The sequence below is a fragment of the Pseudomonas sp. H1_D04 genome, from assembly GCF_054683855.1.
This window is the reverse complement of sequence record NZ_CP162826.1, coordinates 1261922-1286525: the sequence shown is the minus strand read 5'-3', so window position 1 is coordinate 1286525 and position 24604 is coordinate 1261922. Positions and strand designations below refer to the sequence as shown.

Annotated in this window: 25 protein-coding genes; 17 read left to right on the top strand and 8 right to left on the bottom strand. The window is 59.4% G+C overall.

Going from position 1 to position 24604, the window contains the following annotated elements:
- Nucleotides 1–62 precede the first annotated feature (62 nt).
- The gene (gene algW, locus AB4N82_RS05995; RefSeq protein WP_032886161.1) at nt 63–1217 is read right to left on the bottom strand and encodes a Do family serine endopeptidase AlgW; all 1155 of its coding nucleotides are present in this window, start codon (nt 1215–1217) and stop codon (nt 63–65) included.
- A gap of 102 nt (nt 1218–1319) precedes the next feature.
- Here algW and AB4N82_RS05990 point away from each other — a divergent pair, with 102 nt between their 5' ends.
- The 3 genes from AB4N82_RS05990 to cysN all read left to right on the top strand — a co-directional run bounded on the left by AB4N82_RS05990 (nt 1320) and on the right by cysN (nt 5040).
- Nucleotides 1320–2078 carry a Nif3-like dinuclear metal center hexameric protein gene (locus tag AB4N82_RS05990; RefSeq protein ID WP_032886163.1) on the top strand — a complete coding sequence of 253 codons (759 nt, stop codon included), beginning with the start codon at nt 1320–1322 and terminating at the stop codon, nt 2076–2078.
- 136 nt (nt 2079–2214) lie between these two features.
- Complete coding sequence (cysD, locus tag AB4N82_RS05985) at nt 2215–3132, top strand: sulfate adenylyltransferase subunit CysD (protein WP_032886164.1); 918 nt, start codon at nt 2215–2217, stop codon at nt 3130–3132.
- Nucleotides 3133–3141: 9 nt separating this feature from the next.
- The gene (cysN, locus tag AB4N82_RS05980; protein ID WP_099601955.1) at nt 3142–5040 is read left to right on the top strand and encodes a sulfate adenylyltransferase subunit CysN; all 1899 of its coding nucleotides are present in this window, start codon (nt 3142–3144) and stop codon (nt 5038–5040) included.
- A gap of 175 nt (nt 5041–5215) precedes the next feature.
- On the opposite strand, the gene AB4N82_RS05975 is transcribed toward cysN, so the two are convergent.
- The 3 genes from AB4N82_RS05975 to AB4N82_RS05965 are packed head-to-tail and all read right to left on the bottom strand — an operon-like array spanning nt 5216 to nt 8611.
- Entirely contained in the window at nt 5216–6115 is a 900-nt protein-coding gene (locus tag AB4N82_RS05975; RefSeq protein ID WP_032886168.1) for an acyltransferase, read from the bottom strand.
- Complete coding sequence (gene pta, locus AB4N82_RS05970) at nt 6116–8215, bottom strand: phosphate acetyltransferase (RefSeq protein WP_099601957.1); 2100 nt, start codon at nt 8213–8215, stop codon at nt 6116–6118.
- Nucleotides 8216–8275: 60 nt separating this feature from the next.
- Nucleotides 8276–8611, bottom strand: coding sequence for a DUF3565 domain-containing protein (locus AB4N82_RS05965; protein ID WP_095183787.1), 336 nt, complete (start codon nt 8609–8611; stop codon nt 8276–8278).
- Between AB4N82_RS05965 and AB4N82_RS05960 the strand changes: the two genes are divergently transcribed.
- On the top strand, nt 8580–9065 hold the full coding sequence (locus AB4N82_RS05960) for an FKBP-type peptidyl-prolyl cis-trans isomerase (protein WP_032886172.1): 486 nt from the start codon (nt 8580–8582) through the stop codon (nt 9063–9065). The two genes, AB4N82_RS05965 and AB4N82_RS05960, sit on opposite strands and share 32 nt — an antisense overlap.
- A gap of 207 nt (nt 9066–9272) precedes the next feature.
- On the opposite strand, the gene rpsT is transcribed toward AB4N82_RS05960, so the two are convergent.
- Entirely contained in the window at nt 9273–9551 is a 279-nt protein-coding gene (gene rpsT / locus AB4N82_RS05955; RefSeq protein WP_016976313.1) for a 30S ribosomal protein S20, read from the bottom strand.
- A 253-nt stretch (nt 9552–9804) separates the two neighbouring features.
- Between rpsT and murJ the strand changes: the two genes are divergently transcribed.
- The 6 genes from murJ to ispH all read left to right on the top strand — a co-directional run bounded on the left by murJ (nt 9805) and on the right by ispH (nt 17332).
- Entirely contained in the window at nt 9805–11343 is a 1539-nt protein-coding gene (murJ, locus tag AB4N82_RS05950; protein WP_032886173.1) for a murein biosynthesis integral membrane protein MurJ, read from the top strand.
- A gap of 120 nt (nt 11344–11463) precedes the next feature.
- The gene (ribF, locus tag AB4N82_RS05945) at nt 11464–12402 is read left to right on the top strand and encodes a bifunctional riboflavin kinase/FAD synthetase (RefSeq protein ID WP_032886174.1); all 939 of its coding nucleotides are present in this window, start codon (nt 11464–11466) and stop codon (nt 12400–12402) included.
- Between the two features lie 14 nt (nt 12403–12416).
- Complete coding sequence (gene ileS / locus AB4N82_RS05940) at nt 12417–15248, top strand: isoleucine--tRNA ligase (protein ID WP_460104630.1); 2832 nt, start codon at nt 12417–12419, stop codon at nt 15246–15248.
- The gene (lspA, locus tag AB4N82_RS05935) at nt 15241–15750 is read left to right on the top strand and encodes a signal peptidase II (protein ID WP_095183789.1); all 510 of its coding nucleotides are present in this window, start codon (nt 15241–15243) and stop codon (nt 15748–15750) included. The genes ileS and lspA overlap by 8 nt, the downstream gene beginning before the upstream one ends.
- A 7-nt stretch (nt 15751–15757) precedes the next feature.
- On the top strand, nt 15758–16195 hold the full coding sequence (fkpB, locus tag AB4N82_RS05930; RefSeq protein ID WP_174562729.1) for an FKBP-type peptidyl-prolyl cis-trans isomerase: 438 nt from the start codon (nt 15758–15760) through the stop codon (nt 16193–16195).
- A 189-nt stretch (nt 16196–16384) separates the two neighbouring features.
- Nucleotides 16385–17332 carry a 4-hydroxy-3-methylbut-2-enyl diphosphate reductase gene (gene ispH / locus AB4N82_RS05925; RefSeq protein ID WP_032886178.1) on the top strand — a complete coding sequence of 316 codons (948 nt, stop codon included), beginning with the start codon at nt 16385–16387 and terminating at the stop codon, nt 17330–17332.
- 16 nt (nt 17333–17348) lie between these two features.
- Here ispH and AB4N82_RS05920 read toward each other — a convergent pair whose 3' ends face one another.
- Nucleotides 17349–17867: a GspH/FimT family pseudopilin gene (locus AB4N82_RS05920; RefSeq protein WP_122764716.1), complete on the bottom strand. Its 519-nt coding sequence runs from the start codon at nt 17865–17867 to the stop codon at nt 17349–17351.
- Nucleotides 17868–18069: 202 nt separating this feature from the next.
- On the opposite strand from AB4N82_RS05920, the gene pilV reads away from it, so the two are divergent.
- The 5 genes from pilV to thiO all read left to right on the top strand — a co-directional run bounded on the left by pilV (nt 18070) and on the right by thiO (nt 21380).
- The gene (pilV, locus tag AB4N82_RS05915) at nt 18070–18552 is read left to right on the top strand and encodes a type IV pilus modification protein PilV (RefSeq protein ID WP_122764717.1); all 483 of its coding nucleotides are present in this window, start codon (nt 18070–18072) and stop codon (nt 18550–18552) included.
- Complete coding sequence (locus AB4N82_RS05910) at nt 18549–19256, top strand: pilus assembly protein PilW (protein WP_122764718.1); 708 nt, start codon at nt 18549–18551, stop codon at nt 19254–19256. Before pilV ends, AB4N82_RS05910 begins: the two co-directional genes overlap by 4 nt.
- A 7-nt stretch (nt 19257–19263) precedes the next feature.
- Nucleotides 19264–19794 (top strand): pilus assembly PilX family protein, encoded by a 531-nt coding sequence (locus AB4N82_RS05905; protein WP_122764719.1) that lies wholly within the window; start codon nt 19264–19266, stop codon nt 19792–19794.
- Nucleotides 19795–19805: 11 nt separating this feature from the next.
- Nucleotides 19806–20207, top strand: a complete 402-nt coding sequence (locus AB4N82_RS05900) for a type IV pilin protein (RefSeq protein ID WP_460104623.1) — start codon at nt 19806–19808, stop codon at nt 20205–20207.
- A 63-nt stretch (nt 20208–20270) separates the two neighbouring features.
- Nucleotides 20271–21380 (top strand): glycine oxidase ThiO, encoded by a 1110-nt coding sequence (thiO, locus tag AB4N82_RS05895; RefSeq protein ID WP_122764969.1) that lies wholly within the window; start codon nt 20271–20273, stop codon nt 21378–21380.
- Here the strand turns inward: thiO and AB4N82_RS05890 are convergent.
- Both AB4N82_RS05890 and AB4N82_RS05885 read right to left on the bottom strand, forming a co-directional pair.
- Nucleotides 21367–21600 carry a PP0621 family protein gene (locus tag AB4N82_RS05890; RefSeq protein ID WP_032886182.1) on the bottom strand — a complete coding sequence of 78 codons (234 nt, stop codon included), beginning with the start codon at nt 21598–21600 and terminating at the stop codon, nt 21367–21369. The two genes, thiO and AB4N82_RS05890, sit on opposite strands and share 14 nt — an antisense overlap.
- 124 nt (nt 21601–21724) lie before the next feature.
- A complete protein-coding gene (locus tag AB4N82_RS05885) occupies nt 21725–22750 on the bottom strand; it encodes an outer membrane protein assembly factor BamD (RefSeq protein WP_032886183.1) in 1026 nt (341 codons plus the stop codon).
- Between the two features lie 149 nt (nt 22751–22899).
- Between AB4N82_RS05885 and rluD the strand changes: the two genes are divergently transcribed.
- Together rluD and pgeF are read left to right on the top strand one after the other, a co-directional pair.
- Entirely contained in the window at nt 22900–23862 is a 963-nt protein-coding gene (gene rluD, locus AB4N82_RS05880) for a 23S rRNA pseudouridine(1911/1915/1917) synthase RluD (RefSeq protein WP_032886184.1), read from the top strand.
- Nucleotides 23859–24584, top strand: a complete 726-nt coding sequence (gene pgeF / locus AB4N82_RS05875) for a peptidoglycan editing factor PgeF (RefSeq protein WP_460104618.1) — start codon at nt 23859–23861, stop codon at nt 24582–24584. The genes rluD and pgeF overlap by 4 nt, the downstream gene beginning before the upstream one ends.
- The last annotated feature ends 20 nt before the right edge of the window (nt 24585–24604 follow it).

Sequence of the window (24604 nt, the reverse complement as noted above, 5' to 3'; positions counted from 1 at the left end):
AATGAATCGCTATGAAATGTTGGCTTGTAGGTGCCCGCGAACGGGCACCTGAGCGAAGCGGCTTATTCCTCTTCTTTAACCGGAGCCGGCGGCGGGCGCAGTCCGATTTCCGCCGACAACTTGATCTCTTTGCCGTTGCGCATCACCAGGATCGTCACCTTATCGGTCGGCTTGATCCGTGCCACCTGGTTCATCGATTTGCGACCATCACCCGCCGGTTCGCCGTTGATGCTCAGGATCACGTCACCCAATTGCAGCCCGGCTTTTTGTGCCGGACCGTCGCGGAAGATCCCGGCGACCACAATGCCTGGGCGCCCGGTCAGGCCAAACGACTCGGCCAGTTCCTTGGTCAGCGGCTGCACTTCGATCCCCAGCCAGCCGCGAATCACTTGGCCGTGCTCGATGATCGACTTCATCACTTCCATCGCCAGCTTCACCGGGATCGCAAAACCGATGCCCTGGGAACCGCCCGACTTGGAGAAAATCGCCGTGTTGATACCGGTCAAGTTGCCATTGGCATCCACCAGCGCGCCGCCGGAGTTGCCAGGGTTGATCGCCGCGTCGGTCTGGATGAAATCTTCGTAGCTGTTAAGCCCCAGCTGGTTGCGTCCGGTGGCGCTGATGATGCCCATGGTCACCGTCTGTCCCACCCCGAACGGGTTGCCGATGGCCAGTGCCACATCACCCACCCGCAGTCCATCGGAGCGGCCGAGAGTGATGGACGGCAGGCTTTTCAAATCGATCTTCAATACCGCCAGATCCGTTTCCGGGTCGCTGCCCACCACACGAGCCAGGGTCTCGCGACCATCACGCAGGGCCACCACAATCTGGTCGGCTCCGGTGGTCACGTGGTTGTTGGTGAGGATGTAGCCCTCGGGGCTCATGATCACCCCGGAACCCAGGCTGGATTCCATGCGCCGTTGCTTGGGCCCGTTGTCGCCGAAATAGCGGCGGAACTGTGGGTCTTCAAACAGCGGATGCGCTGGTTTGTTGATGACCTTGGTGGTGTACAGGTTGACCACTGCCGGCGCGGCAATGACCACTGCGTCCGCGTATGTCACCGGGCCTTGCACCACCGCGCTGGTTTGCGGTGCCTGTTGCAGGTTCACATCAAGGCTCGGTAAGCCCACCCATTGGGGGAAACGCTGAATAATCAGCATCGCGATCAGCACGCCAGCCAACAATGGCCATCCAAAAAAACGCAGTGCCTTGAGCATCAAGTAAGTCCTGACAGGTTGCAGGGGGCGGGAGAGCGCCCATAATGTCGCGCATTATACGAGGCTGCGAGCGCCTCGGAACGGGATATTTAGGAGTCTTTTATGGCCGTCCCCCTTACCACCCTCGTTGAGGAAGCAGACCGCTACCTCGGCAGTGCAAAAATCCCCGACTACTGCCCCAACGGCCTGCAAGTTGAAGGTCGCCCGCAGGTGATGCGCATCGTCAGCGGCGTGACCGCCAGCCAAGCCCTGCTGGACGCAGCCGTCGAAGCCCAGGCCGATTTGATCCTGGTGCACCACGGTTATTTCTGGAAAGGCGAAAACCCCTGCATCACCGGCATGAAGCAACGGCGACTGAAAACCCTGCTCAAGCACGACATCAGTCTGCTGGCCTACCACCTGCCGTTGGACCTGCACCCCGACGTCGGCAACAACGTGCAGCTTGCCAAGCAGTTGGACATCACCGTCGAGGGCCCGCTGGACCCGAGCAACCCCAAGATCGTCGGCCTCGTCGGCTCCCTCGCCGAACCTTTGTCGCCCCGTGACTTCGCCCGCCGCGTACAGGACGTCATGGGCCGCGAACCGCTGCTGATCGAAGGCAGCGAGATGATCCGCCGCGTCGGCTGGTGCACCGGCGGTGGCCAAGGCTACATCGACCATGGGATTGCCGCCGGCGTCGATCTGTTCCTCAGCGGTGAAGCTTCCGAGCAAACCTTCCACAGTGCGCGGGAAAACGACATCAGCTTCATTGCCGCCGGGCACCACGCAACCGAGCGCTACGGTGTGCAGGCTTTGGGAGATTATTTAGCGCGACGTTTCGCCCTGGAGCATCTGTTTATCGATTGTCCCAACCCGATTTGAGCGCCAAACCTGGGGGCATATTCTTATATCGTTTCGATCTAGCTGGCTCCCTGAATAGAAGAAGGTGCTGTGCTAGCATGCCTCGCTCGAACACGGCCCGCTGGCCGTCCATAAGATCGTTTTTCCGTGAGTAGCCATGGTCGACAAACTGACGCATCTGAAACAGCTGGAGGCGGAAAGCATCCACATCATCCGCGAGGTCGCCGCCGAGTTCGACAACCCGGTGATGCTCTACTCGATCGGTAAAGACTCCGCCGTGATGTTGCATCTGGCACGCAAGGCCTTCTTCCCGGGCAAACTGCCGTTCCCGGTGATGCACGTCGATACCCGCTGGAAATTCCAGGAGATGTACGCGTTCCGCGACAAGATGGTCGAAGAACTGGGCCTGGACCTGATCACCCACGTCAACCCCGATGGTGTTGCGCAGGGCATCAACCCATTCACCCACGGCAGCGCCAAACACACCGACATCATGAAGACCGAAGGCCTTAAGCAGGCATTGGACAAGCATGGTTTCGACGCTGCCTTCGGCGGTGCCCGTCGCGATGAAGAGAAATCCCGTGCCAAAGAGCGCGTGTACTCGTTCCGCGACAGCAAGCACCGCTGGGACCCGAAGAACCAGCGCCCCGAGCTGTGGAATGTCTACAACGGCAACGTCAACAAGGGTGAGTCGATCCGTGTGTTCCCGCTGTCCAACTGGACCGAGCTGGACATCTGGCAGTACATCTACCTTGAAGGCATCCCGATCGTGCCGCTGTACTTTGCCGCCGAACGCGATGTCATCGAGAAGAACGGCACGTTGATCATGATCGACGACGACCGCATCCTCGAGCACCTGTCCGACGAAGACAAAGCCCGTATCGTCAAAAAGAAAGTACGTTTCCGTACCCTTGGCTGCTACCCGTTGACGGGCGCGGTGGAGTCCGAAGCCGAGACGCTGACGGACATCATTCAGGAAATGCTCCTGACGCGAACTTCCGAGCGCCAGGGCCGTGTCATCGACCACGATGGTGCAGGCTCGATGGAAGATAAAAAACGTCAAGGCTATTTCTAAGGGGCTGTCATGTCGCATCAATCTGATTTGATCAGCGAGGACATCCTCGCCTACCTGGGCCAGCACGAGCGCAAAGAGATGTTGCGCTTCCTGACCTGCGGCAACGTCGACGACGGCAAAAGCACCCTGATCGGGCGCCTGCTGCACGACTCCAAGATGATCTACGAAGATCACCTGGAAGCCATTACCCGCGATTCGAAGAAGTCCGGCACCACCGGCGATGACATCGACCTGGCGTTGCTGGTCGACGGCCTGCAGGCCGAGCGTGAGCAGGGCATCACCATCGATGTTGCCTACCGCTACTTCTCCACCGCAAAGCGCAAATTCATCATCGCCGACACTCCTGGCCATGAGCAGTACACCCGCAACATGGCTACCGGTGCCTCCACCTGTGACCTGGCGATCATCCTGATCGATGCCCGCTACGGTGTGCAGACTCAGACCCGTCGCCACAGCTTCATCGCGTCGTTGCTGGGCATCAAGCACATCGTCGTTGCCATCAACAAGATGGACATCAATGGCTTTGACCAAAGCGTATTCGAGTCGATCAAGGCTGATTACCTGAAGTTCGCCGACGGTATCGCGTTCAAGCCGAGCACCCTGGCATTCGTGCCGATGTCGGCGCTCAAGGGTGACAACGTGGTGAACAAGAGCGAGCGTTCGCCTTGGTACACCGGCCAGTCGCTGATGGAAATCCTCGAAACCGTCGAGATCGCCAACGACCGCAACTACACCGACCTGCGTTTCCCGGTGCAGTACGTTAACCGTCCAAACCTTAACTTCCGCGGTTTCGCCGGCACCCTGGCCAGCGGCATCGTGCATAAGGGCGACGAAATCGTTGTTCTGCCATCGGGCAAGAGCAGCCGCGTCAAATCCATTGTCACCTTCGACGGTGAACTGGAGCACGCCGGCCCAGGTCAGGCCGTGACCCTGACCATGGAAGACGAGATCGACATCTCCCGTGGCGACCTGTTGGTGCATGCCGACAACGTGCCGCAAGTGACTGACGCCTTCGATGCCATGCTGGTGTGGATGGCCGAAGAACCGATGCTGCCGGGCAAGAAATACGACATCAAGCGCGCCACCAGCTATGTGCCGGGTTCCATCACCAGCATCGTGCACCGCGTGGACGTGAACACCCTGGCCGAAGGCCCGGCGAGTTCGTTGCAACTGAATGAGATTGGCCGGGTCAAGGTCAGCCTCGACGCCGCCATCGCGTTGGACGGTTACGACAGCAATCGCACCACGGGCGCGTTTATTGTCATCGACCGTTTGACCAACGGCACCGTCGCCGCGGGCATGATCATCGCACCGCCTGTTACCCACGGCAGCGCGGCGCAGCACGGCAAGTTGGCTCATGTGGCCACTGAAGAACGTGCCCAGCGCTTTGGCCAGCAACCGGCCACCGTTCTGTTCAGCGGCCTCTCGGGCGCTGGCAAAAGCACCTTGGCCTACGCGGTTGAGCGCAAGCTGTTCGACATGGGCCGTGCAGTGTTCGTACTGGATGGTCAGAATCTACGCCACGACCTGAACAAAGGCTTGCCTCAGGATCGTGCCGGGCGTACCGAGAACTGGCGTCGTGCTGCTCACGTGGCGCGTCAGTTCAACGAGGCCGGCCTGCTGACCCTGGCGGCGTTCGTTGCCCCGGATGCCGAAGGCCGTGAACAGGCCAAGGCGCTGATTGGCAGCGACCGCTTGCTGACCGTCTACGTGCAAGCGTCGCCGTTGGTGTGCGCCGAGCGTGATCCGCAAGGTTTGTACGCTGCCGGTGGGGATAACATCCCTGGCGAGTCCTTCCCGTACGACGTGCCGTTGAATGCCGATCTGGTACTCGACACCCAGGCTCTGTCGTTGGAAGAGAGCGTCAAGCAAGTGCTGGAGCTGTTGCGTCAGCGCGGCGCGATCTAAACTTCGCGGCCACAAAAAAGCCCGCCACCGAGTGATCGGTGGCGGGCTTTTTCACATCTTCAAGATCGGGCGAGGTCAAATGTGGGAGGGCGCTTGCTCCCGATAGCGGTGGGTCCGCTACGGATGCATCAACTGATACTCCCTCATCGGGGGCAAGCCCCCTCCCGCAGGTTGATCATCGCTTGCTTGGGAATTCGGTGTGAAGCTGCTCCAGCAACGCATCCTTGGTTTCCCACAGCTGGTTAATCCACCCCTGGAACGCCAGCCGATACTCCGCATCCTGCTCATAATTCCTGCCGACGAACTCGGCTGGAATCTGCACCTCTTCAAACTGCACCACCACGTCCTGCACCTTGCCGCAGAGCAAGTCCCAATACCCAGGGCGTCCGCCAGGGTAGTGAATGGTCACGTTGACCAGTGATTTCAGCTGTTCCCCCATGGCATCCAACACAAACGCGATTCCGCCCGCCTTGGGTTTGAGCAAGTAGCGAAACGGCGACTTCTGCTGGGCATGTTTGCCCGGCGTAAACCGAGTGCCTTCGGCAAAGTTGAAAATCCCTACTGGGTTTGCGCGAAACTTCGCACAGGTCTTACGGGTGGTTTCCAGGTCTTTGCCTTTCTTCTCCGGGTGTTTCTCCAAGTAGGCCTTGGTGTAGCGCTTCATGAACGGAAAGCCCAACGCCCACCACGCCAGACCAATCACCGGCACCCAGATCAATTCCTGCTTGAGGAAGAACTTCAGCGGGCGAATCCGTCGATTGAGCACGTATTGCAACACCATGATGTCGACCCAGCTCTGGTGGTTGCTGGTCACCAGGTACGAGTGCTGATAGTCCAGCCCTTCAAGGCCTTTGAGATGCCAACGCGTTCGCTGTACCAGGTTCATCCAGCCCTTGTTGTTAGTTACCCAGGCTTCGTGGGTGTGGTTCATCAGCCATTCGCTGAAGCGTTTGGCAAACGGTAGCGCCTTGAACAGCGCGACGATGAACAGGAACGAACACAGCAGTATCGTGTTCAGTGCCAGCAACAGCGAAGCGATGACCCCGCGCACGGCGGCAGGTAGAAAATCCAGCATTTAGATATCCATTGGTCGGTTGGCGGCTTGGATCGCAGTCAGTGCGATGGTGTACACGATGTCGTCGACCTGGGCACCACGGGGCAGGTCGTTGACCGGTTTGCGCAGGCCCTGCAGCATCGGGCCAAGGCTTACGCAGTCGGCGCTGCGTTGCACGGCTTTGTGGGTGGTGTTACCGGTGTTCAGATCGGGGAAGACGAACACCGTGGCTTTGCCGGCGACCTGGCTGTTGGGCGCCAATTGCCGCGCTACGTTTTCGTTGGCGGCGGCGTCGTATTGCAGCGGGCCGTCGATCAGCAGCGAGCTTTGCTGCTCGTGGGCGAGCAGGGTGGCCTCGCGGACTTTTTCCACTTCTTCTCCGCTGGCTGAATCACCGCTGGAATAACTGATCATCGCCACACGTGGGGTAATGCCGAATGCCGCCGCCGAATCGGCGCTTTGCAGGGCGATTTCCGCCAGTTCCGCAGCGCTTGGGTGCGGGTTCATCACGCAGTCGCCGTAGACCAGCACCTGCTCGGGGAACAGCATGAAGAACACGGACGACACCAGGGTGCAGCCCGGCGCCGTTTTGATCAGCTGCAGGGCAGGGCGGATGGTGTTCGCGGTGGAGTGGATAACGCCAGAGACCAGGCCGTCCACTTCGTCCAGCGCGAGCATCATCGTGGCGATCACCACGGTGTCTTCCAATTGTTGCTCGGCCATTGGCGCGTTGAGGCTCTTACTTTTGCGCAGCGCGACCATCGGTTCGACGTAGCGTTGGCGGATCAGGTCCGGGTCGAGAATCTCAAGGCCTTCAGGCAATTCGATGCCTTGGGCGCGGGCGACGGCTTCCACGTCTGCCGGCTTGGCCAGAAGCACGCAGCGCGCGATGCCCCTTGCCTGGCAGATAGCGGCGGCTTGCACGGTCAGCGGCTCGCTGCCTTCGGGCAGCACAATGCGTTTGTTGGCAGCCTGGGCGCGTTGGATCAACTGGTAGCGGAACACCGCCGGCGATAGACGCATCTCCCGCGGCGTGCCGCAGCGCTGGTGCAGCCAGCGCGCGTCGAGGTGGCTGGCGACGAAATCGGTGATGATCTCCGCACGCTCACGGTCATCAATGGGGATTTCCTTGTTGAGGTTGTTGAGCAGGTTAGCGGTCTCGTAGGAACCGGTACTCACCGACAAAACCGGCAGCCCAGCCTGGAAGGCGCCGCGGCACAGATCCATGATGCGCGGGTCGGGCAGGGTATCGCTGGTCAGCAGCAGGCCGGCCAGGGGTACGCCGTTGATCGCGGCCAGGCTGACGGCGAGGATGATGTCGTCACGGTCGCCGGGGGTCACCACCAGCACGCCGGGCTTGAGCAGCTCTACGGTGTTACGCATAGTGCGGGCGCAAATGATGATCTTGGTCATGCGCCGAGTTTCGTAGTCGCCGGCGTTGAGGATCTGCGCGCCCATCAGGTCGGCTACGTCGCGGGTGCGCGGCGCGTTGAGTTCCGGCTGGTACGGGATGCAGCCCAGCAGGCGGAAGTCACCGCTGCGCAACAGCGGCGAATGTTCTTTCAGGCGCGCCGAGAAAGCTTCCATGCTTTCGTCGGTGCGTACTTTGTTGAGGATTACGCCGAGTACCTTCGGGTCTTTCGGGCCGCCGAACAACTGGGCCTGCAATTCCACGCGGCCTGAGAGTTCGGTAAGCACTTCGTTTTCCGGAGCGGAGACAAGAATCACTTCAGCATCCAGGCTCTTGGCCAAGTGCAGGTTGACCCGCGCCGCGTAGCTGGCGTTGCGGGTCGGCACCATGCCTTCGACGATCAGTACATCCTTGCCCACCGCGGCCTGCTGATACAGCGTGATAATTTCTTCGAGCAGTTCATCCAGCTGGCCGTCGCCGAGCATCCGCTCTACATGGGCGAGGCCCAGGGGTTGTGGAGGCTTCAGGCCGTGGGTGCGTGCCACCAGTTCGGTGGAGCGTTCTGGGCCGGTGTCGCCAGGATGCGGTTGGGCAATCGGCTTGAAGAAGCCGACTTTCAGCCCGGCCCGTTCAAGGGTGCGCACCAGCCCTAGGCTGATGGAGGTCAGACCCACACCAAAATCGGTGGGCGCGATAAAAAAAGTCTGCATGCGAATTCTCTGGAGGTGCATGGCTTCGGTGGCGCTCTATGGCTGAGTGCCTACCGGGAATCAGGCGTCAAGGTTATCGTTATTCGGCGCTTGCGCACACCAGCCGCAGGCAAAGGGCTGGCCTATTTTTTCCAGGCGCTGTGCGGGGTCTAGCACCCAGGTGCGGGATTGCCACGGCGGCTGGTGGCGCAGGTGCTGGGTATGGCCGCATGACAGCTCGGCCACCCAATGCCCTTCTTCGTCCGAATGAAAACCGATGATCATGACCGTTGATTGGTCCCGTCCGTCCGGGTTCCGTTCGCTTTCGGGCAAATCCTTGTTTAGACTTGTCCGTTCTTCATTCTTATGCAAAAGGTCTCGCCCCATGACGATCGCCGCTAACAAGGCTGTCTCCATCGACTATACCCTGACCAACGACGCTGGTGAGGTCATCGACAGCTCCGCCGGCGGCGCGCCGCTGGTCTACCTGCAAGGCGCAGGTAATATCATCCCAGGCCTGGAAAAGGCTCTGGAAGGCAAGGCAGTTGGTGATGAACTGACCGTAGCCGTAGAACCTGAAGATGCCTACGGCGAATACTCTGCTGAACTGGTCAGCACTTTGAGCCGCAGCATGTTCGAAGGCGTTGACGAGCTGGAAGTGGGCATGCAGTTCCACGCTTCCGCGCCGGACGGCCAAATGCAGATCGTGACCATCCGTGATCTGGACGGCGACGACGTAACCGTCGACGGCAACCACCCTCTGGCTGGTCAGCGCCTGAACTTCCAAGTGAAGATCGTTGCCATCCGCGACGCTTCCCAGGAAGAAGTTGCTCACGGCCACGTTCACGGTGAAGGCGGTCATCAGCACTGATTGATGCGTTAATCAGCTGATAGCAAAAACGCCCCGACTGGTTCGGGGCGTTTCTTTGTGCCTGAAATCATCACAGCTCCATCTGTGGCAGGGAGCAAGCCCACTCTCGCATGTGTTATCAGGCACAAACAAAAATGCCCCGGACCTTTCGGTACGGGACATTTCCTAACTGTTTCGCAACCAAGGTTACGTAGCAGTTGTTACCACTTAGGCTGCAGCAGCAACGCTCAGAGCCTTGATGTGGCCATTCAGGCGGCTCTTATGGCGAGCGGCCTTGTTCTTGTGGATGATGCCTTTATCGGCCATACGGTCGATAACTGGCACAGCCAGAACGTAAGCTGCTTGAGCTTTTTCAGCGTCTTTGGTGTCGATGGCTTTAACTACATTCTTGATGTAGGTACGAACCATGGAACGCAGGCTGGCGTTGTGGCTGCGACGCTTCTCAGCCTGTTTTGCACGTTTTTTGGCGGAAGGTGTGTTGGCCACCGTCGAGCTCCTCGAAAGACTTTTTAGGAAATAGCAAACAAAATAGGCCGCGAATCATGCCGATGACTTGATGTGTTGTCAAGGGCGGCTGATGCGAACTGCTGAGTGGTCGATCTGAAGAGGCGGGTGATTTATTTCCGGCGCTTGACCTGTAAACTCGCGAGCTTTGGCTCTGTGCTGTTGCAGGCGCGCAGTATCGCATAAGTGGGCGCTTTGTTCGCCTGCTCTTTATCTATAGGCGCAAACTCTTTCAATGAATCTGCTCAAATCGTTGGCTGCCGTCAGCTCTATCACAATGATCTCCAGGGTTTTGGGGTTCGTGCGTGACACCCTGCTGGCGCGCATTTTTGGCGCCAGCATGGCCACGGATGCCTTCTTTATTGCCTTTAAGTTGCCCAATCTGCTGCGCAGGATCTTCGCTGAAGGCGCATTTTCCCAAGCGTTCGTGCCGATTCTGGCTGAATACAAGACTCAGCAGGGCGAGGAAGCTACTCGTACCTTTATTGCCTACGTTTCGGGCCTGCTGACCCTGGTTTTAATGCTGGTGACCCTCCTCGGAATGCTCGCCGCTCCCTGGGTGATCTGGGCGACGGCCCCCGGTTTTGCCAATACGCCGGAAAAGTTCGCGCTGACCACTGATCTGCTGAGAGTGACCTTTCCTTATATATTGCTGATTTCCCTGTCATCCCTGGCCGGGGCGATCCTCAATACCTGGAACCGGTTTTCGGTGCCGGCGTTCGTGCCAACGTTGCTAAACGTCAGCATGATTATTTTCGCGCTGTTTCTCACGCCGTACTTCGATCCGCCGGTCATGGCCTTGGGTTGGGCGGTGCTGGCCGGTGGTCTGGCGCAATTGCTCTACCAACTGCCGCACCTGAAAAAGATCGGCATGCTCGTGCTGCCTCGCCTGAATCTGAAAGACACCGGCGTCTGGCGCGTGATGCGCAATATGCTGCCGGCGATTCTTGGCGTGTCGGTCAGTCAGATTTCCCTGATTATCAACACGGCCTTTGCCTCGCTGCTGGTATCGGGCTCGGTGTCGTGGATGTATTACGCCGACCGTCTGATGGAGTTGCCTTCCGGCGTGCTCGGCGTGGCCTTGGGTACAATTCTGCTACCGACCCTGGCGCGTACTTACGCAAGCAAGGACCGCCAGGAGTACTCGCGCATCCTCGATTGGGGCCTGCGCCTGTGTTTCGTCCTGGTGTTGCCGTGCGCCCTTGCGCTGGGAATTCTGGCCGAGCCGCTAACGGTCTCACTGTTCCAATACGGACAGTTCGACGCCCATGACGCCTTGATGACGCAGCACGCGCTGGTTGCTTACTCCGTTGGCCTGCTCGGCATCATCGTGATCAAAGTGCTGGCACCTGGCTTCTACGCCCAGCAGAACATCCGCACCCCGGTCAAAATCGCGATTTTCACGCTGATCGTCACGCAACTGCTCAACCTTGTGTTTATCGGCCCGTTGGCTCACGCCGGCCTGGCCCTGGCCATCAGTGCGGGCGCCTGCATCAACGCTGGACTGCTGTTTTATCAGCTGCGCAAACAGCAGATGTTCCAGCCGCAGCCGGGCTGGGGCATGTTTGCCCTGAAATTGCTGGTGGCGGTGGCAATGATGTCGGCGGTTCTGCTTGGGCTGATGCACTTTATGCCAGCGTGGGACCAAGGCCACATGTTAGATCGCTTCATGCGCCTGGGTGCGCTGGTGGTCGCCGGTGTGGTGGTGTACTTCGGTATGTTGCTGCTGCAGGGTTTCCGTCTGCGCGATTTCAATCGCAAGTCGCTGAGCTAGAGAGTTTGCTGCGATAAAACAGGTGTTTTATCGATTCCATCCACCTTGCCCTGCGCTGTTGCCTGTCGTCCGGGGCTGGGTGTGGTTATAATCGACCACTTTATGAGCAAGAAGCGCGTTATGCAGCTGGTTCGAGGTCTCCACAACCTGCGCCCCCAGCATCGGGGCTGCGTCGCCACTATTGGCAACTTTGACGGTGTTCACCGTGGTCACCAGGCTATCCTGGCCCGGCTGCGCGAGCGTGCGGTCGAGTTGGGCGTGCCCAGCTGCGTGGTGATTTTTGAGCCACAGCCGCGGGAATATTTCACTCCGGAAACGGCGCCAGCCCGCTTGGCTCGCTTGCGGGACAAGCTGCAACTGCTAGCTGAAGAAGGTGTGGACCGCGTCCTCTGCCTGGCTTTCAATCAGCGCTTGCAAAGCCTTAGCGCTGCCGAGTTCGTTGACCGCATCCTCGTGGATGGCCTGGGCGTACAACATCTGGAGGTCGGCGACGACTTCCGTTTTGGTTGCGACCGGGTTGGGGATTTTGAATTCCTACAGCACGCCGGCGTCATCCAGGGCTTTACCGTCGAAGCCGCGCAAACCGTCGAATTAGATGGCCTGCGCGTGAGCAGTACCCAAGTGCGTAATGCGCTGGCGGCTGCCGACTTCGCCTTGGCTGAGCGTTTGCTCGGTCGCCCGTTCCGCATTGCCGGGCGGGTGCTGCACGGCCAGAAGCTGGCGCGCCAATTGGGCACGCCAACCGCCAACGTGCAACTCAAGCGCCGTCGTGTGCCGCTGACAGGGGTTTACCTGGTTAGCGTCGATATTGACGGCCAGTCGTGGCCGGGAGTCGCCAACATAGGCGTCAGGCCCACGGTTGCAGGTGATGGCAAGGCCCACCTGGAGGTTCACCTTTTGGATTTTGCCGGTGATTTATACGACCGGCGTTTGACGGTGGTTTTCCACCAGAAGCTGCGTGAAGAGCAGCGTTTCGCCTCCCTTGAGGCGTTGAAAACGGCGATCAATGCGGATGTCGCCGCCGCCCGTGCACTAGCCGCACCTAGCGCCCATCGCTAACCGAAGAGCCTTAAATGACCGACTATAAAGCCACGCTAAACCTTCCGGACACCGCCTTCCCAATGAAGGCCGGCCTGCCACAGCGCGAACCGCAGATCCTGCAGCGCTGGGACACTATTGGCCTGTACGGAAAGTTGCGCGAGATTGGCAAGGATCGTCCGAAATTCGTCCTGCACGATGGCCCTCCTTACGCCAACGGCACGATTCATATCGGTCATGCGCTGAACAAAATTCTCAAGGACATGATCCTGCGCTCGAAAACCCTGTCGGGCTTCGACGCGCCGTATGTGCCGGGTTGGGACTGCCACGGCCTGCCGATCGAACACAAGGTCGAAGTGACCTACGGTAAGAACCTGGGTGCCGATAAAACCCGCGAACTGTGCCGTGCCTACGCCGCCGAGCAGATCGAAGGGCAGAAGTCCGAGTTCATCCGCCTGGGTGTGCTGGGCGAGTGGGACAACCCGTACAAAACCATGAACTTCAAGAACGAGGCCGGTGAAATCCGTGCCTTGGCCGAAATCGTTAAGGGCGGTTTCGTGTTCAAGGGCCTCAAACCCGTGAACTGGTGCTTCGATTGCGGCTCGGCCCTGGCTGAAGCGGAAGTCGAATACGAAGACAAGAAGTCCTCGACCATCGACGTAGCCTTCCCGATTGCTGACGACGCCAAGCTGGCCCAGGCGTTTGGCCTGGCTAGCCTGAGCAAACCGGCTGCCATCGTGATCTGGACCACCACCCCGTGGACCATTCCCGCCAACCAGGCGCTGAACGTGCACCCGGAATTCACCTATGCCCTGGTGGACGTCGGTGATCGCCTGCTGGTACTCGCCGAGGAAATGGTCGAAGCGTGCCTGGCTCGCTACGAACTGCAAGGTTCGGTGATCGCCACCACCACCGGTTCCGCGCTGGAGCTGATCAACTTCCGTCACCCGTTCTATGACCGTCTGTCGCCGGTGTACCTGGCTGACTACGTCGAATTGGGTTCGGGTACCGGTGTGGTTCACTGCTCGCCCGCGTATGGCGTGGACGACTTCGTGATCTGCAAGAAGTACGGCATGGTCAACGATGAGATCATCAACCCGGTGCAAAGCAACGGTGTTTACGTGCCTTCGCTGGAGTTCTTCGGCGGCCAGTTCATCTTCAAGGCCGATCAGCCGATCATCGATAAGCTGCGTGAAGTCGGTGCGCTGATGCAAACCGACACCATCAAGCACAGCTACATGCACTGCTGGCGTCACAAGACCCCGCTGATCTACCGCGCCACCGCGCAATGGTTTATCGGCATGGACAAAGAACCGACCAGCGGCGACACCTTGCGTGTGCGCTCGCTCAAGGCCATCGAAGACACCACGTTCGTCCCGGCGTGGGGCCAGGCGCGCCTGCATTCAATGATCGCCAACCGTCCGGACTGGTGCATCTCCCGTCAACGCAACTGGGGTGTGCCGATCCCGTTCTTCTTGAACAAGGAAAGCGGTGAGTTGCATCCGCGTACCGTCGAACTGATGGAAGTGGTGGCCCAGCGTGTTGAACAGGAAGGCATCGAAGCCTGGTTCAAGCTGGACGCCGCCGAACTGCTGGGCGAAGAAGCGCCGCAGTACGACAAAATCAGCGACACCCTCGACGTATGGTTCGACTCGGGCACCACCCACTGGCACGTGCTACGCGGTTCGCACCCAATGGGCCACGAGACCGGTCCGCGTGCCGACCTGTACCTGGAAGGCTCGGACCAACACCGTGGCTGGTTCCACTCGTCATTGCTGACCGGTTGCGCCATCGACGATCACGCCCCGTATCGCGAGCTGCTGACACACGGTTTCACCGTCGACGAGACGGGCCGCAAGATGTCCAAGTCGCTGAAAAACGTGATCGAACCGAAAAAGATCAACGACACCCTGGGCGCCGACATCATGCGTCTGTGGGTTGCGTCTACTGACTACTCGGGCGAGATCGCCGTATCGGACCAGATCCTGGCCCGCAGCGCCGATGCCTACCGTCGTATCCGTAATACCGCGCGTTTCCTCCTGTCGAACCTGACCGGCTTCAACCCGGCCACCGATATCCTGCCGGCCGAGGACATGCTCGCCCTGGACCGTTGGGCTGTGGACCGTACCCTGTTGCTGCAGCGCGAGTTGCAGGAGCACTACGGCGAATACCGCTTCTGGAACGTGTATTCGAAGATCCACAACTTCTGCGTGCAGGAGTTGGGTGGTTTCTACCTCGACATCATCAAGGACCGCCAGTACACCACCGGCGCCAACAGCAAGGCGCGCCGCTCGGCGCAGACCGCTCTGTTTCACATCTCCGAAGCGCTGGTGCGCTGGATCGCACCGATCCTGGCCTTCACCGCCGACGAGCTGTGGGAATACCTGCCTGGTGAGCGTAACGAGTCCGTGATGCTCAACACCTGGTACGAAGGCCTGACCGAACTGCCGGCCGATTTCGAACTGGGCCGCGAGTACTGGGAAGGCGTGATGGCCGTCAAAGTTGCAGTGAACAAGGAGCTGGAAGTGCAGCGTGCGGCCAAGGCCGTCGGCGGCAACCTGCAGGCCGAAGTCACCCTGTTTGCCGAGGAAGGCCTGACCGCCGACTTGACCAAGCTGAGCAACGAACTGCGCTTTGTACTGATCACCTCGACTGCAAGCTTGGCGCCATTCGCCCAGGCCCCAGCGGACGCTGTGGCCACCGACGTGCCGGGCCTCAAGCTCAAAGTGGTCAAGTCGGCCTTTGCCAAGTGCGCTCGTTGCTGGCATTGCCGTGAAGACGTCGGCGTGAACCCTGAGCATCCAGAAATCTGTGGTCGTTGCGTCGACAACATCTCGGGTGAAGGCGAGGTTCGCCATTATGCCTAATACCAGTCGTTTCGGACGTCTGGGCTGGCTCGTACTGAGTTTGCTGGTCTTGGTCATCGACCAGGTCAGCAAGGCTCATTTCGAAGGCTCCCTGGAAATGTTCCAGCAAATCGTGGTGATCCCGGATTACTTCAGCTGGACCCTCGCCTACAACACCGGCGCCGCTTTCAGCTTCCTGGCTGACGGTGGCGGCTGGCAGCGCTGGTTGTTCGCGCTGATCGCCGTGGTGGTCAGTGCGGTGCTCGTGGTCTGGCTCAAGCGCCTGGGCCGCGATGACACCTGGCTGGCCGTCGCCTTGGCCTTGGTTCTGGGCGGCGCGCTGGGTAACCTGTACGACCGCATTGCCCTGGGCCATGTGATCGACTTTATCCTGGTGCATTGGCAGAACCGTCATTATTTCCCTGCGTTCAACTTTGCCGACAGCGCCATCACCGTTGGTGCAATCATGCTGGCGCTGGATATGTTCAAAAGTAAGAAAACCGGAGAGACCGTCAATGACTGATCAGGTATTGGCTGAGCAACGCATCGGCCAGAACACGGAAGTCACTTTGCATTTCGCATTGCGCCTGGAGAATGGCGACACGGTCGACAGCACGTTCGACAAGGCCCCGGCGACCTTCAAGGTCGGCGACGGCAATCTGCTGCCGGGTTTCGAAGCGGCTCTATTCGGTTTCAAGGCTGGCGACAAGCGCACCCTGCAGATCCTGCCGGAAAACGCTTTTGGTCAGCCCAACCCGCAAAACGTGCAGATCATCCCGCGTTCGCAGTTCCAGGACATGGACCTGTCGGAAGGCCTGCTGGTGATCTTTAACGACGCCGCGAATACTGAGCTGCCTGGCGTGGTGAAAGCGTTCGATGACGCGCAAGTGACCATCGACTTCAACCACCCGTTGGCCGGTAAAACCTTGACGTTTGACGTTGAAATCATCGACGTTAAAGCGCTCTAACTGACGAAACACACTAAATGTGTGGATCGGACTTGTGTGAGGGGGCTTGCCCCCGATAGCGGGGTATCAGTCAAAGTTTTTTACTGACCCATCACTATCGGGGGCAAGCCCCCTCACACCTTTGATCTTCATTGTCAGTTGAGTAGCTTCAATACTGACCCATAGTAGCTGCAAGACACGAGGCACAGCATGCAAATCAAACTCGCCAACCCCCGTGGCTTCTGCGCCGGCGTGGACCGTGCGATCGAAATCGTCAATCGTGCCCTGGAAGTTTTCGGTCCGCCGATCTACGTGCGTCATGAAGTCGTCCACAACAAGTTTGTGGTCGAAGACCTGCGCGCACGTGGCGCCATCTTTGTCGAAGAACTGGAGCAGGTGCCGGACGACGTGATCGTCATCTTCAGTGCTCATGGTGTTTCCCAGGCCGTGCGTACCGAAGCGGCGGGCCGGGGCCTGAAAGTGTTCGACGCGACTTGCCCGCTGGTTACCAAGGTGCACATCGAAGTCGCGCGCTACAGCCGTGATGGTCGGGAATGCATTCTGATCGGTCATGCCGGTCACCCGGAAGTCGAAGGCACCATGGGCCAATACGACGCCAGCAACGGCGGCGCCATCTACTTGGTGGAGGACGAGAATGACGTCGCCAGCCTTCAGGTACACAACCCTGATCGTTTGGCCTTCGTGACCCAGACAACCTTGTCCATGGACGACACCAGCCGTGTGATCGACGCGCTACGCAGCCGCTTCCCGGCCATTGGTGGCCCGCGCAAGGATGACATCTGCTACGCCACCCAAAATCGCCAGGACGCGGTCAAACAATTGGCTGACGAGTGCGATGTGGTTCTGGTGGTCGGCAGTCCTAACAGCTCCAATTCCAACCGCCTGCGTGAGCTGGCTGAGCGGATGGCGACACCGGCGTACCTGATCGACGGTGCCGAAGACATGCAACGCAGTTGGTTCGATGGCGTCGAGCGTATTGGCATCACTGCGGGTGCTTCTGCCCCTGAAGTGCTGGTGCGCGGTGTTATCCAGCAACTGCACGCCTGGGGCGCTACCGGCGCTGATGAGCTGGCAGGACGTGAAGAGAACATCACTTTCTCCATGCCCAAGGAGCTGCGCGTTCGCTCATTGCTTTGAACGTCAGGGTGCCGGATTAACTTCGGCACAACGCCTGTTCGGCTTTATCGCTACGCAGGCTGATACGTCCACTAGGCGCCAGCACCAACTGGTGCAGGCTTTGCGCCGAGTCCCTGGCGCATACGTGCACAGTGCCAGCACGAAAACCTCCCCCTGAAAACACCGGCTCGCCTGAACTGCTGAAGCGCACCTGGCTTTTGACCGGCCCATTCCCGATTATCGGCACGCGCCCGCTGTCTTGGCGCTCCAAGAGCACGGGGTTGTCGTCGTCCTGATGGCCGTGTCCGCTCACATCCAATATCACCCGCCAACCCTTGCTCCAGTCCTCGTCCAGTGCGTGGATGACCACCGCACGGTTACGCGCGATGGCTTCAGTGCGTGCGAAGCGAAGCCCGCTGGTAAGTGATTGTGCCGCGCTTTGTCGCAGCTGTGACTCCAGCAGGCCCATGAAATTAGGTGCTGCCAGATGCAGCAGAGTGCCGCTCACAAGGAGTCCAAGCAGCAGTTCGATCAGGGTAAAACCTCGCTGTTCCATCGGCTTTCTCTCCGTGGGCGTGTTTAGGAAACAGGTCTAGGCATAGGTATAGCGTCCGTTTCTGGGAGGCGAATGATGGCCTATAGGTCCAAAGTATTTCCCTTTGTGCCGTGGGCAGCACGGGCGAAAAACCGACGCTAGTCTTGGATCGCTCAGCGGGATTTCCTGCTTTCTTCGACCTTCGACACGGATGACGACGGTAATGCCTTCCTGCCTTAACACCTGTTTTCCCCACGCTTTTGCGCGATGCCAGACCGGCATGACGTTGATCGAGGTACTGGTGGCGATGCTGATTCTCACCGTGGGCCTGTTAGGCGCAGTGGTGCTTCAACTCAATGCCCTCAAGTACACCGAAAGTTCGAGGATGACCAGTCAGGCCAGTTTTATTGCCTACGATATGCTCGACCGAGTCCGCGCCAATTCTGGTGCGGACTACTCATTGCGCCACGGAGTGCGGGCCCCCAGTACTGGGAACGTCAGCGTGCGTGATTTGGACCTCCATGATTTCGAATCCGATATTCGCGCCTTTGCCGGGGAGGGTGCCAAAGGTTCAGTGGCGGTCAGCACAAATGAAGTGACTGTCAGTATCAGTTGGGATGGCAGCCGAATTGAGAACACGCCTGGCGCGCGGGAAACCTTGTCCCTGACCAGTCGCATCGACAATGAGCCAGGGGTAATGAAATGAGGCCTCTGGTTAGCGGTTTCAGCCTGGTGGAATTGTTGCTGGCACTGGCCGTCGGTTTGGTACTGGTGATTGGAGGCGGCCAAGTGGTGATCAGCTCCCGAGTTACGTACGCCAGCCAGCAGGCTTCCATGTTGTTGCAGGATGACGCGCGGTTTGCGCTGGGCAAGATGATTCAGGACATTCGTCAGGCTGGGATGTTTGGCTGTTTGGCCACGGAAGTTATTGATAACGCGCCGCCAGCCTTTGAACAGCCCGTGCGCTGGACTGCCGGGGGTAGCTCAAAGTCGCTGACGCTGGTCACCACTGATGTCGGCCGAGGGGTTGGCAGGCCTGACTGGACGGTGCTGTCCGACTGCACGACTAACGCTCAAGCCTATGCAGGGAATCCACCTGCCCTTGATCCTGGACAGATTCGTTTTGCGATTCGACAGCTGACTTACACCTTCGAGACCAGCCAGTTAAAGGTCAGCACGCCCGCAGCGCCGGCCAAGGCGGTGCTGGTGGATAACGTGCGGGATTTCGATATCAGTTTCGGCGTGGCTGCCAGGGCGTCATCACCGCGAGTTGTGGGCTACGACGCCATGCCATCCGATGAGGCCTTGATCCGCAGCGTGCGCATCCGCATGACGCTGCAGGACCCCACTGGGAAGGTGAGAGATCAAACCTACAGCGTGGTGGTGGCTCTGCGAAACCGTGTGGGGTAGGGCAGCCATGAAGAGTGCTGGAGGTATTTCTTTGCGACAAAGAGGGATAGTCCTGCTGATAAGCCTGGTGTTTCTGCTGTTGTTGGCGTTGATCGGGTTGTCGTCCATGCAGGGGGCAGTCACCCAGCAAAAAATTGCCGGCAGCCTGTGGCATCGCAACCAATCGTTTCAAGCAGCAGAAAGTGGCTTAAGGCTGGGGGAGGAAGTTGTGAGGCGAAAGGGTGCGGATTTGCCGCAGTGCCATTCGATTGTTGCCTGTGGGCCTCCGGATGAGGCGTTGTCGGTGGTCGCGGCCGGTACCAGTCCTGTTTCATCAGTTAACTGGGTTGCCATCAAAGGGGGGCTCTACGGTATTCAATCCCTTGGTCCGAGCGTAGGGCTGGCGAATTTGCCACCGCAAACCCCAGCAACGTTGTACCGGGTGACGGCGATTGGGATCAGTGGTCAGTCACGCACGGTATTGGAGACCGTGTACGCGCGAGTGGACGAAACCAGTGGCTCGCGTTTTAGGCGAGTGTCTTGGCGACAACTTCAATAAGGAGCAATGGAATGGGCATGGACAGCCAGGGATTTACCCTGATCGAGTTACTGATCGCTGTGGCGATTATCGCGTTTCTGGCCGGGATCGCTTACCCCGGGTACACCGGCCATGTGAAAAAAGTCTATCGCCCGGAAATTGTCGCGCTGCTGACTGAGCAAGCTCAGCTACTGGAGCGCTTTTATACGAGGAACGGCACATTTATTGACGCAAGCGGCGTCAGCACGGGCAATGATCGCTATAGAATCACCGCTGCGTTGAACCCTCAGGATTTCTACTTGGTCGCTACGCCGGGCGCCGATTCGTTGATGGCTGGTGACCCTTGCGGTGGCTTCAGCCTCAGCAGCACCGGTCTACGGGCCAATCCGGGTGCTGCTCCTGAAATGTCGCGCCAGACATGCTGGGGGCAATGATGAGGTGGCTGGATGATTGGGCGCCGGGCGCGTCTGTTCCTATTTTATCGGCTGGATCAAATGATGGCTAAGCAACAGCAAGTGGTGATTGTCGGGGGCGGAGTCATTGGCCTGCTGACGGCGTACAACCTGGCGAGCCAGGGGCAGGCGGTGGTCCTGTTGGAGCGCGCCGGCGTTGGGCAGGAGTCTTCATGGGCGGGCGGTGGCATTGTTTCGCCGCTGTATCCGTGGCGCTACAGCCCGGCGGTCACTGCTTTGGCCCATTGGTCCCAGGATTTTTATCCACAACTGGGTGAGCGCCTGTTTGCCGCCACCGGCGTGGATCCGGAGGTTCATGTCACCGGCTTGTACTGGTTGGACTTGGACGACGAGGCTGAAGCGCTGGCATGGGCGATCCGTGAAGGTCGGCCCCTGACCAAAGTGGATGTTTCGGCCGCCCATGATGCGGTGCCGGTGCTGGGCGGCGGGTATTGCCAAGCAATCTATATGGCGAATGTGGCCAATGTGCGAAACCCTCGCTTGGTTAAATCCCTTAAAGCCGCGTTATTGGCGATGCCTGGCGTAATCGTTCACGAACAGTGCGAAGTCACCGGATTTGTTCTGGAAGGCGACAATGTGGTGGGCGTAAATACGGCAGAGGGGCCGATTGTGGGGGCGCATGTAGTGTTGGCGGCAGGAGCGTGGAGCGGTGAGTTGCTTGGCACGCTGGGCTTGGCGCTTCCGGTGGAGCCGGTCAAGGGGCAGATGATTTTGTACAAGTGCGCCTCGGACTTCCTGTCGAGCATGGTCCTGGCCAAGGGGCGTTACGCCATCCCCCGGCGCGACGGACACATTCTCATCGGAAGTACCCTGGAACATGAGGGCTTCGACAAGACGCCCACCGAAACTGCGCTGGAAAGTCTCAAGGCCTCGGCTGTGGAACTGATTCCCGCTCTTGCGGATGCCGAGGTGGTTGGGCATTGGGCCGGTTTGCGCCCCGGTTCACCGGAAGGCATTCCCTATATTGGCCAGGTGCCCGGCTTCAAAGGGCTGTGGCTCAACTGCGGGCACTATCGCAACGGCCTGGTTCTGGCGCCGGCGTCCTGTCAGTTGTTTGCAGACTTGTTGCTGGGGCATACGCCGATTATCGACCCCGCACCTTACGCGCCTGAAGGTCGGATCAGCGCTGGATAGACTTCGGTCCCTGCTCCAGATGCGCCTGGGTGCAATACCACTCCTGGCGTGAGCTTAGGGCGCGATCCTGTGGCAGGTGCACGCCGCAGTGGGCGCAGCGCACCATCAACGCAGCGCTTGGCTCGCTTGTGCGTCGCTGCTTAGTGGCCGGGCTTTTGAATTTGCGCCAGAACCATACCGCGGCAGCAATAACGGCAATCCAGAACAGAAGACGAAGCATGATGGGCGGTTTCTCGATAAGGAATGCGCCAGTTTAGCCAAGGACGTGGCAAGCGCACAGCGCAATAATACTGCCCAATAAAAAAGGAGCCCCGAGGGGCTCCTTTTTGCGTTGCGTCGACAGATCAGTCGAACACACCGAAGGTCATGTAGCTGAACCAGGAGCGGTCTTGATTGTTGCCCAGGGCCTCTGGCTCTTCTTCTTCGATCACGTCGCCGTTCTCGTCGTGCGGCTTGAGCTCCGAAGGAATGGCTTCCTTGGCGTCCTGGTACTGTTTGATCACGTCCTGATTGGCGCGGGTTTCGCCCGGCGGCAACGGTGGGCGCGACTCGATCAGGCCCAGGGTGTATTTGCTCAGCCACGAACGGTTGTCCGCTTCTGCAACCTGAGGCACGAACTGGCCGTCTTTCAGGCTCGGGTGATCCGGGTAGTTGAGCTTAAGGGTTTCCAGGCTGGTGTTGGCCAGTTCGTCCAAGTGCAGACGTTGGTAGGCCTCGGTCATCACTGCCAGGCCGTCACCCACGGAAGGGGTCTCCTGGAAGTTTTCTACTACGTAGCGGCCACGGTTAGCAGCAGCGACATACGCCTGACGGGTCAGGTAGTAGTGAGCTACGTGGATCTCGTAAGACGCCAGCAGGTTGCGCAGGTAGATCATGCGCTGCTTGGCGTCCGGGGCGTAGCGGCTGTTCGGGTAGCGGCTGGTCAGCTGGGCGAACTCATTGTAGGAGTCGCGGGCAGCACCTGGGTCACGCTTGGTCATGTCCAGCGGCAGGAAGCGCGCCAGCAGGCCAACATCCTGGTCGAACGAGGTCAGGCCCTTGAGGTAGTAGGCGTAGTCCACGTTCGGGTGTTGCGGGTGCAAACGGATGAAACGCTCGGCGGCGGACTTGGCGGCTTCCGGTTCGGCGTTCTTGTAGTTGGCATAGATCAGCTCAAGCTGAGCCTGGTCGGCATAGCGCCCGAACGGATAACGCGACTCCAGTGCCTTCAGCTTCGCTGTGGCGCTGGTGTAGCTATTATTGTCCAAGTCTTTCTGTGCCAGTTGGTACAGCTCGACTTCGCTCAGGTTTTCGTCGACGACTTCCTTTGTTGACGAGCAAGCAGCAGTCATGGCGAGGATGGCGATCAGCAGCAGGTGTTTCACTTGCATGGCGGCTTGCGTCCCTATGACGGCCGCTGTCTTGGGCGGGGCCGTCCTGTTATGATGAGCGCCCCGTTGAAAGCCTCGGGGCAAAAGACGCCGTATTTAACCACAAGCGCGCAGCCGAAACCAAAGGCTGTGCCACGCCTAGTCTGAGCATGTCCGATAAAATTGAACTTCGCGCAGAGGTGCCGTCCGAATTGGGCGGCCAACGCCTCGATCAAGTCGCCGCACAATTATTCGCTGAGCACTCGCGCTCGCGCCTTTCCGCCTGGATCAAAGACGGCCGCCTGACTGTGGATGGAGCGGTTATCCGCCCGCGAGACATAGTCCATGGCGGTGCGATTCTTGAGCTGACTGCCGAGCAGGAAGCCCAGGGAGAATGGGTCGCCCAAGACATTGAGCTGGATATCGTCTATGAAGACGACGACATCCTCGTCATCAACAAACCCGCAGGCCTGGTGGTTCACCCGGCGGCCGGGCACGCTGATGGCACCTTGCTCAATGCCCTGTTGCACCATATCCCGGACATCATCAACGTGCCGCGCTGCGGTATCGTGCACCGTCTGGACAAGGACACCACCGGCCTGATGGTGGTTGCCAAGACCATTCAGGCGCAGACGCAACTGGTTACGCAGTTGCAGAGCCGTAGCGTCAGCCGGATCTATGAGTGCATCGTGATCGGCGTGGTCGTCGCGGGTGGCAAGATCAACGCCCCTATCGGTCGCCACGGCCAGCAGCGCCAGCGCATGGCGGTAATGGAGGGCGGCAAGCAGGCCGTAAGCCACTACCGTGTATTGGAGCGTTTCCGTTCCCACACCCACGTTCGGGTCAAGCTGGAAACCGGTCGTACTCACCAGATTCGCGTGCACATGGCCCACATCAACTTCCCGTTGGTCGGCGATCCTGCCTACGGTGGTCGCTTCCGCATTCCGCCTGCGGCCAGTCAGACAATGGTTGAATCGCTCAAGACGTTCCCGCGCCAGGCACTGCATGCACGCTTCCTGGAACTGGATCATCCGACGAGTGGTAAGCGCATGAGCTGGGAATCGCCACTGCCGGACGATTTTGTCTGGTTGCTGTCACTGCTCAAGCAGGACCGTGAGGCGTTTGTTGGATGAGTGACTGGCTGATACCTGACTGGCCCGCGCCGGCTCGGGTAAAGGCCTGCGTTACCACCCGTGCGGGCGGCGTCAGCCTGGCGCCGTTCGACAGCCTCAACTTGGGCGATCATGTAGAGGACAGCCTGGAGGCCGTTCTTGAAAATCGCCGTCGTCTTAGCGACGCATTTGATGTTCAGCCGGCTTGGCTGCGCCAAGTTCACGGGGTGACCGTGGTTGAGGCTGATCCTGGCCGCACGGCTGAAGCCGATGGCTGTTGGACCAGCAACCCAGGCATCGCTTGTACCTCTATGACTGCCGATTGCCTGCCCGCGTTATTCTGCAACCGCGCAGGGACTCGTGTCGCAGCGGCCCATGCCGGTTGGCGCGGGTTGGCGGCTGGCGTGTTGGAAGCGGCTTTCGAAAGTCTGGATACCGCTCCTGCCGACGTACTGGTCTGGTTGGGCCCGGCAATCGGTCCTCAATCCTTTGAAGTCGGTCCTGAGGTGCGTGAAGCCTTCATGCAGCAACTGCCGACCACTGCCCAAGCCTTTGTGCCGAGCCGTAATCCCGGCAAGTTCATGGCCGACATCGATCAACTGGCTCGCCTGCGCCTTGCCGCACGGGGCGTCACGGCTGTTTACGGTGGTGGTTTGTGCACCGTGACCGATCCGCGCTTCTTTTCTTACCGGCGCAGTCCGCGCACCGGTCGATTTGCCTCCCTTATCTGGCTCGAACGCTAGACTCTCCTGACTTACGTCAA

Bases quoted from the DNA above. Each gene is read 5' to 3' on its own strand.
- algW (WP_032886161.1), bottom strand. From the start codon at position 1,217: ATGCTCAAGGCACTGCGTTTTTTTGGATGGCCATTGTTGGCTGGCGTG.
- AB4N82_RS05990 (WP_032886163.1), top strand. From the start codon at position 1,320: ATGGCCGTCCCCCTTACCACCCTCGTTGAGGAAGCAGACCGCTACCTC.
- cysD (WP_032886164.1), top strand. From the start codon at position 2,215: ATGGTCGACAAACTGACGCATCTGAAACAGCTGGAGGCGGAAAGCATC.
- cysN (WP_099601955.1), top strand. From the start codon at position 3,142: ATGTCGCATCAATCTGATTTGATCAGCGAGGACATCCTCGCCTACCTG.
- AB4N82_RS05975 (WP_032886168.1), bottom strand. From the start codon at position 6,115: ATGCTGGATTTTCTACCTGCCGCCGTGCGCGGGGTCATCGCTTCGCTG.
- pta (WP_099601957.1), bottom strand. From the start codon at position 8,215: ATGCAGACTTTTTTTATCGCGCCCACCGATTTTGGTGTGGGTCTGACC.
- AB4N82_RS05960 (WP_032886172.1), top strand. From the start codon at position 8,580: ATGACGATCGCCGCTAACAAGGCTGTCTCCATCGACTATACCCTGACC.
- AB4N82_RS05965 (WP_095183787.1), bottom strand. From the start codon at position 8,611: ATGGAGACAGCCTTGTTAGCGGCGATCGTCATGGGGCGAGACCTTTTG.
- murJ (WP_032886173.1), top strand. From the start codon at position 9,805: ATGAATCTGCTCAAATCGTTGGCTGCCGTCAGCTCTATCACAATGATC.
- ribF (WP_032886174.1), top strand. From the start codon at position 11,464: ATGCAGCTGGTTCGAGGTCTCCACAACCTGCGCCCCCAGCATCGGGGC.
- ileS (WP_460104630.1), top strand. From the start codon at position 12,417: ATGACCGACTATAAAGCCACGCTAAACCTTCCGGACACCGCCTTCCCA.
- lspA (WP_095183789.1), top strand. From the start codon at position 15,241: ATGCCTAATACCAGTCGTTTCGGACGTCTGGGCTGGCTCGTACTGAGT.
- ispH (WP_032886178.1), top strand. From the start codon at position 16,385: ATGCAAATCAAACTCGCCAACCCCCGTGGCTTCTGCGCCGGCGTGGAC.
- AB4N82_RS05920 (WP_122764716.1), bottom strand. From the start codon at position 17,867: ATGGAACAGCGAGGTTTTACCCTGATCGAACTGCTGCTTGGACTCCTT.
- pilV (WP_122764717.1), top strand. From the start codon at position 18,070: ATGCCTTCCTGCCTTAACACCTGTTTTCCCCACGCTTTTGCGCGATGC.
- AB4N82_RS05910 (WP_122764718.1), top strand. From the start codon at position 18,549: ATGAGGCCTCTGGTTAGCGGTTTCAGCCTGGTGGAATTGTTGCTGGCA.
- AB4N82_RS05905 (WP_122764719.1), top strand. From the start codon at position 19,264: ATGAAGAGTGCTGGAGGTATTTCTTTGCGACAAAGAGGGATAGTCCTG.
- AB4N82_RS05900 (WP_460104623.1), top strand. From the start codon at position 19,806: ATGGGCATGGACAGCCAGGGATTTACCCTGATCGAGTTACTGATCGCT.
- thiO (WP_122764969.1), top strand. From the start codon at position 20,271: ATGGCTAAGCAACAGCAAGTGGTGATTGTCGGGGGCGGAGTCATTGGC.
- AB4N82_RS05890 (WP_032886182.1), bottom strand. From the start codon at position 21,600: ATGCTTCGTCTTCTGTTCTGGATTGCCGTTATTGCTGCCGCGGTATGG.
- AB4N82_RS05885 (WP_032886183.1), bottom strand. From the start codon at position 22,750: ATGCAAGTGAAACACCTGCTGCTGATCGCCATCCTCGCCATGACTGCT.
- rluD (WP_032886184.1), top strand. From the start codon at position 22,900: ATGTCCGATAAAATTGAACTTCGCGCAGAGGTGCCGTCCGAATTGGGC.
- pgeF (WP_460104618.1), top strand. From the start codon at position 23,859: ATGAGTGACTGGCTGATACCTGACTGGCCCGCGCCGGCTCGGGTAAAG.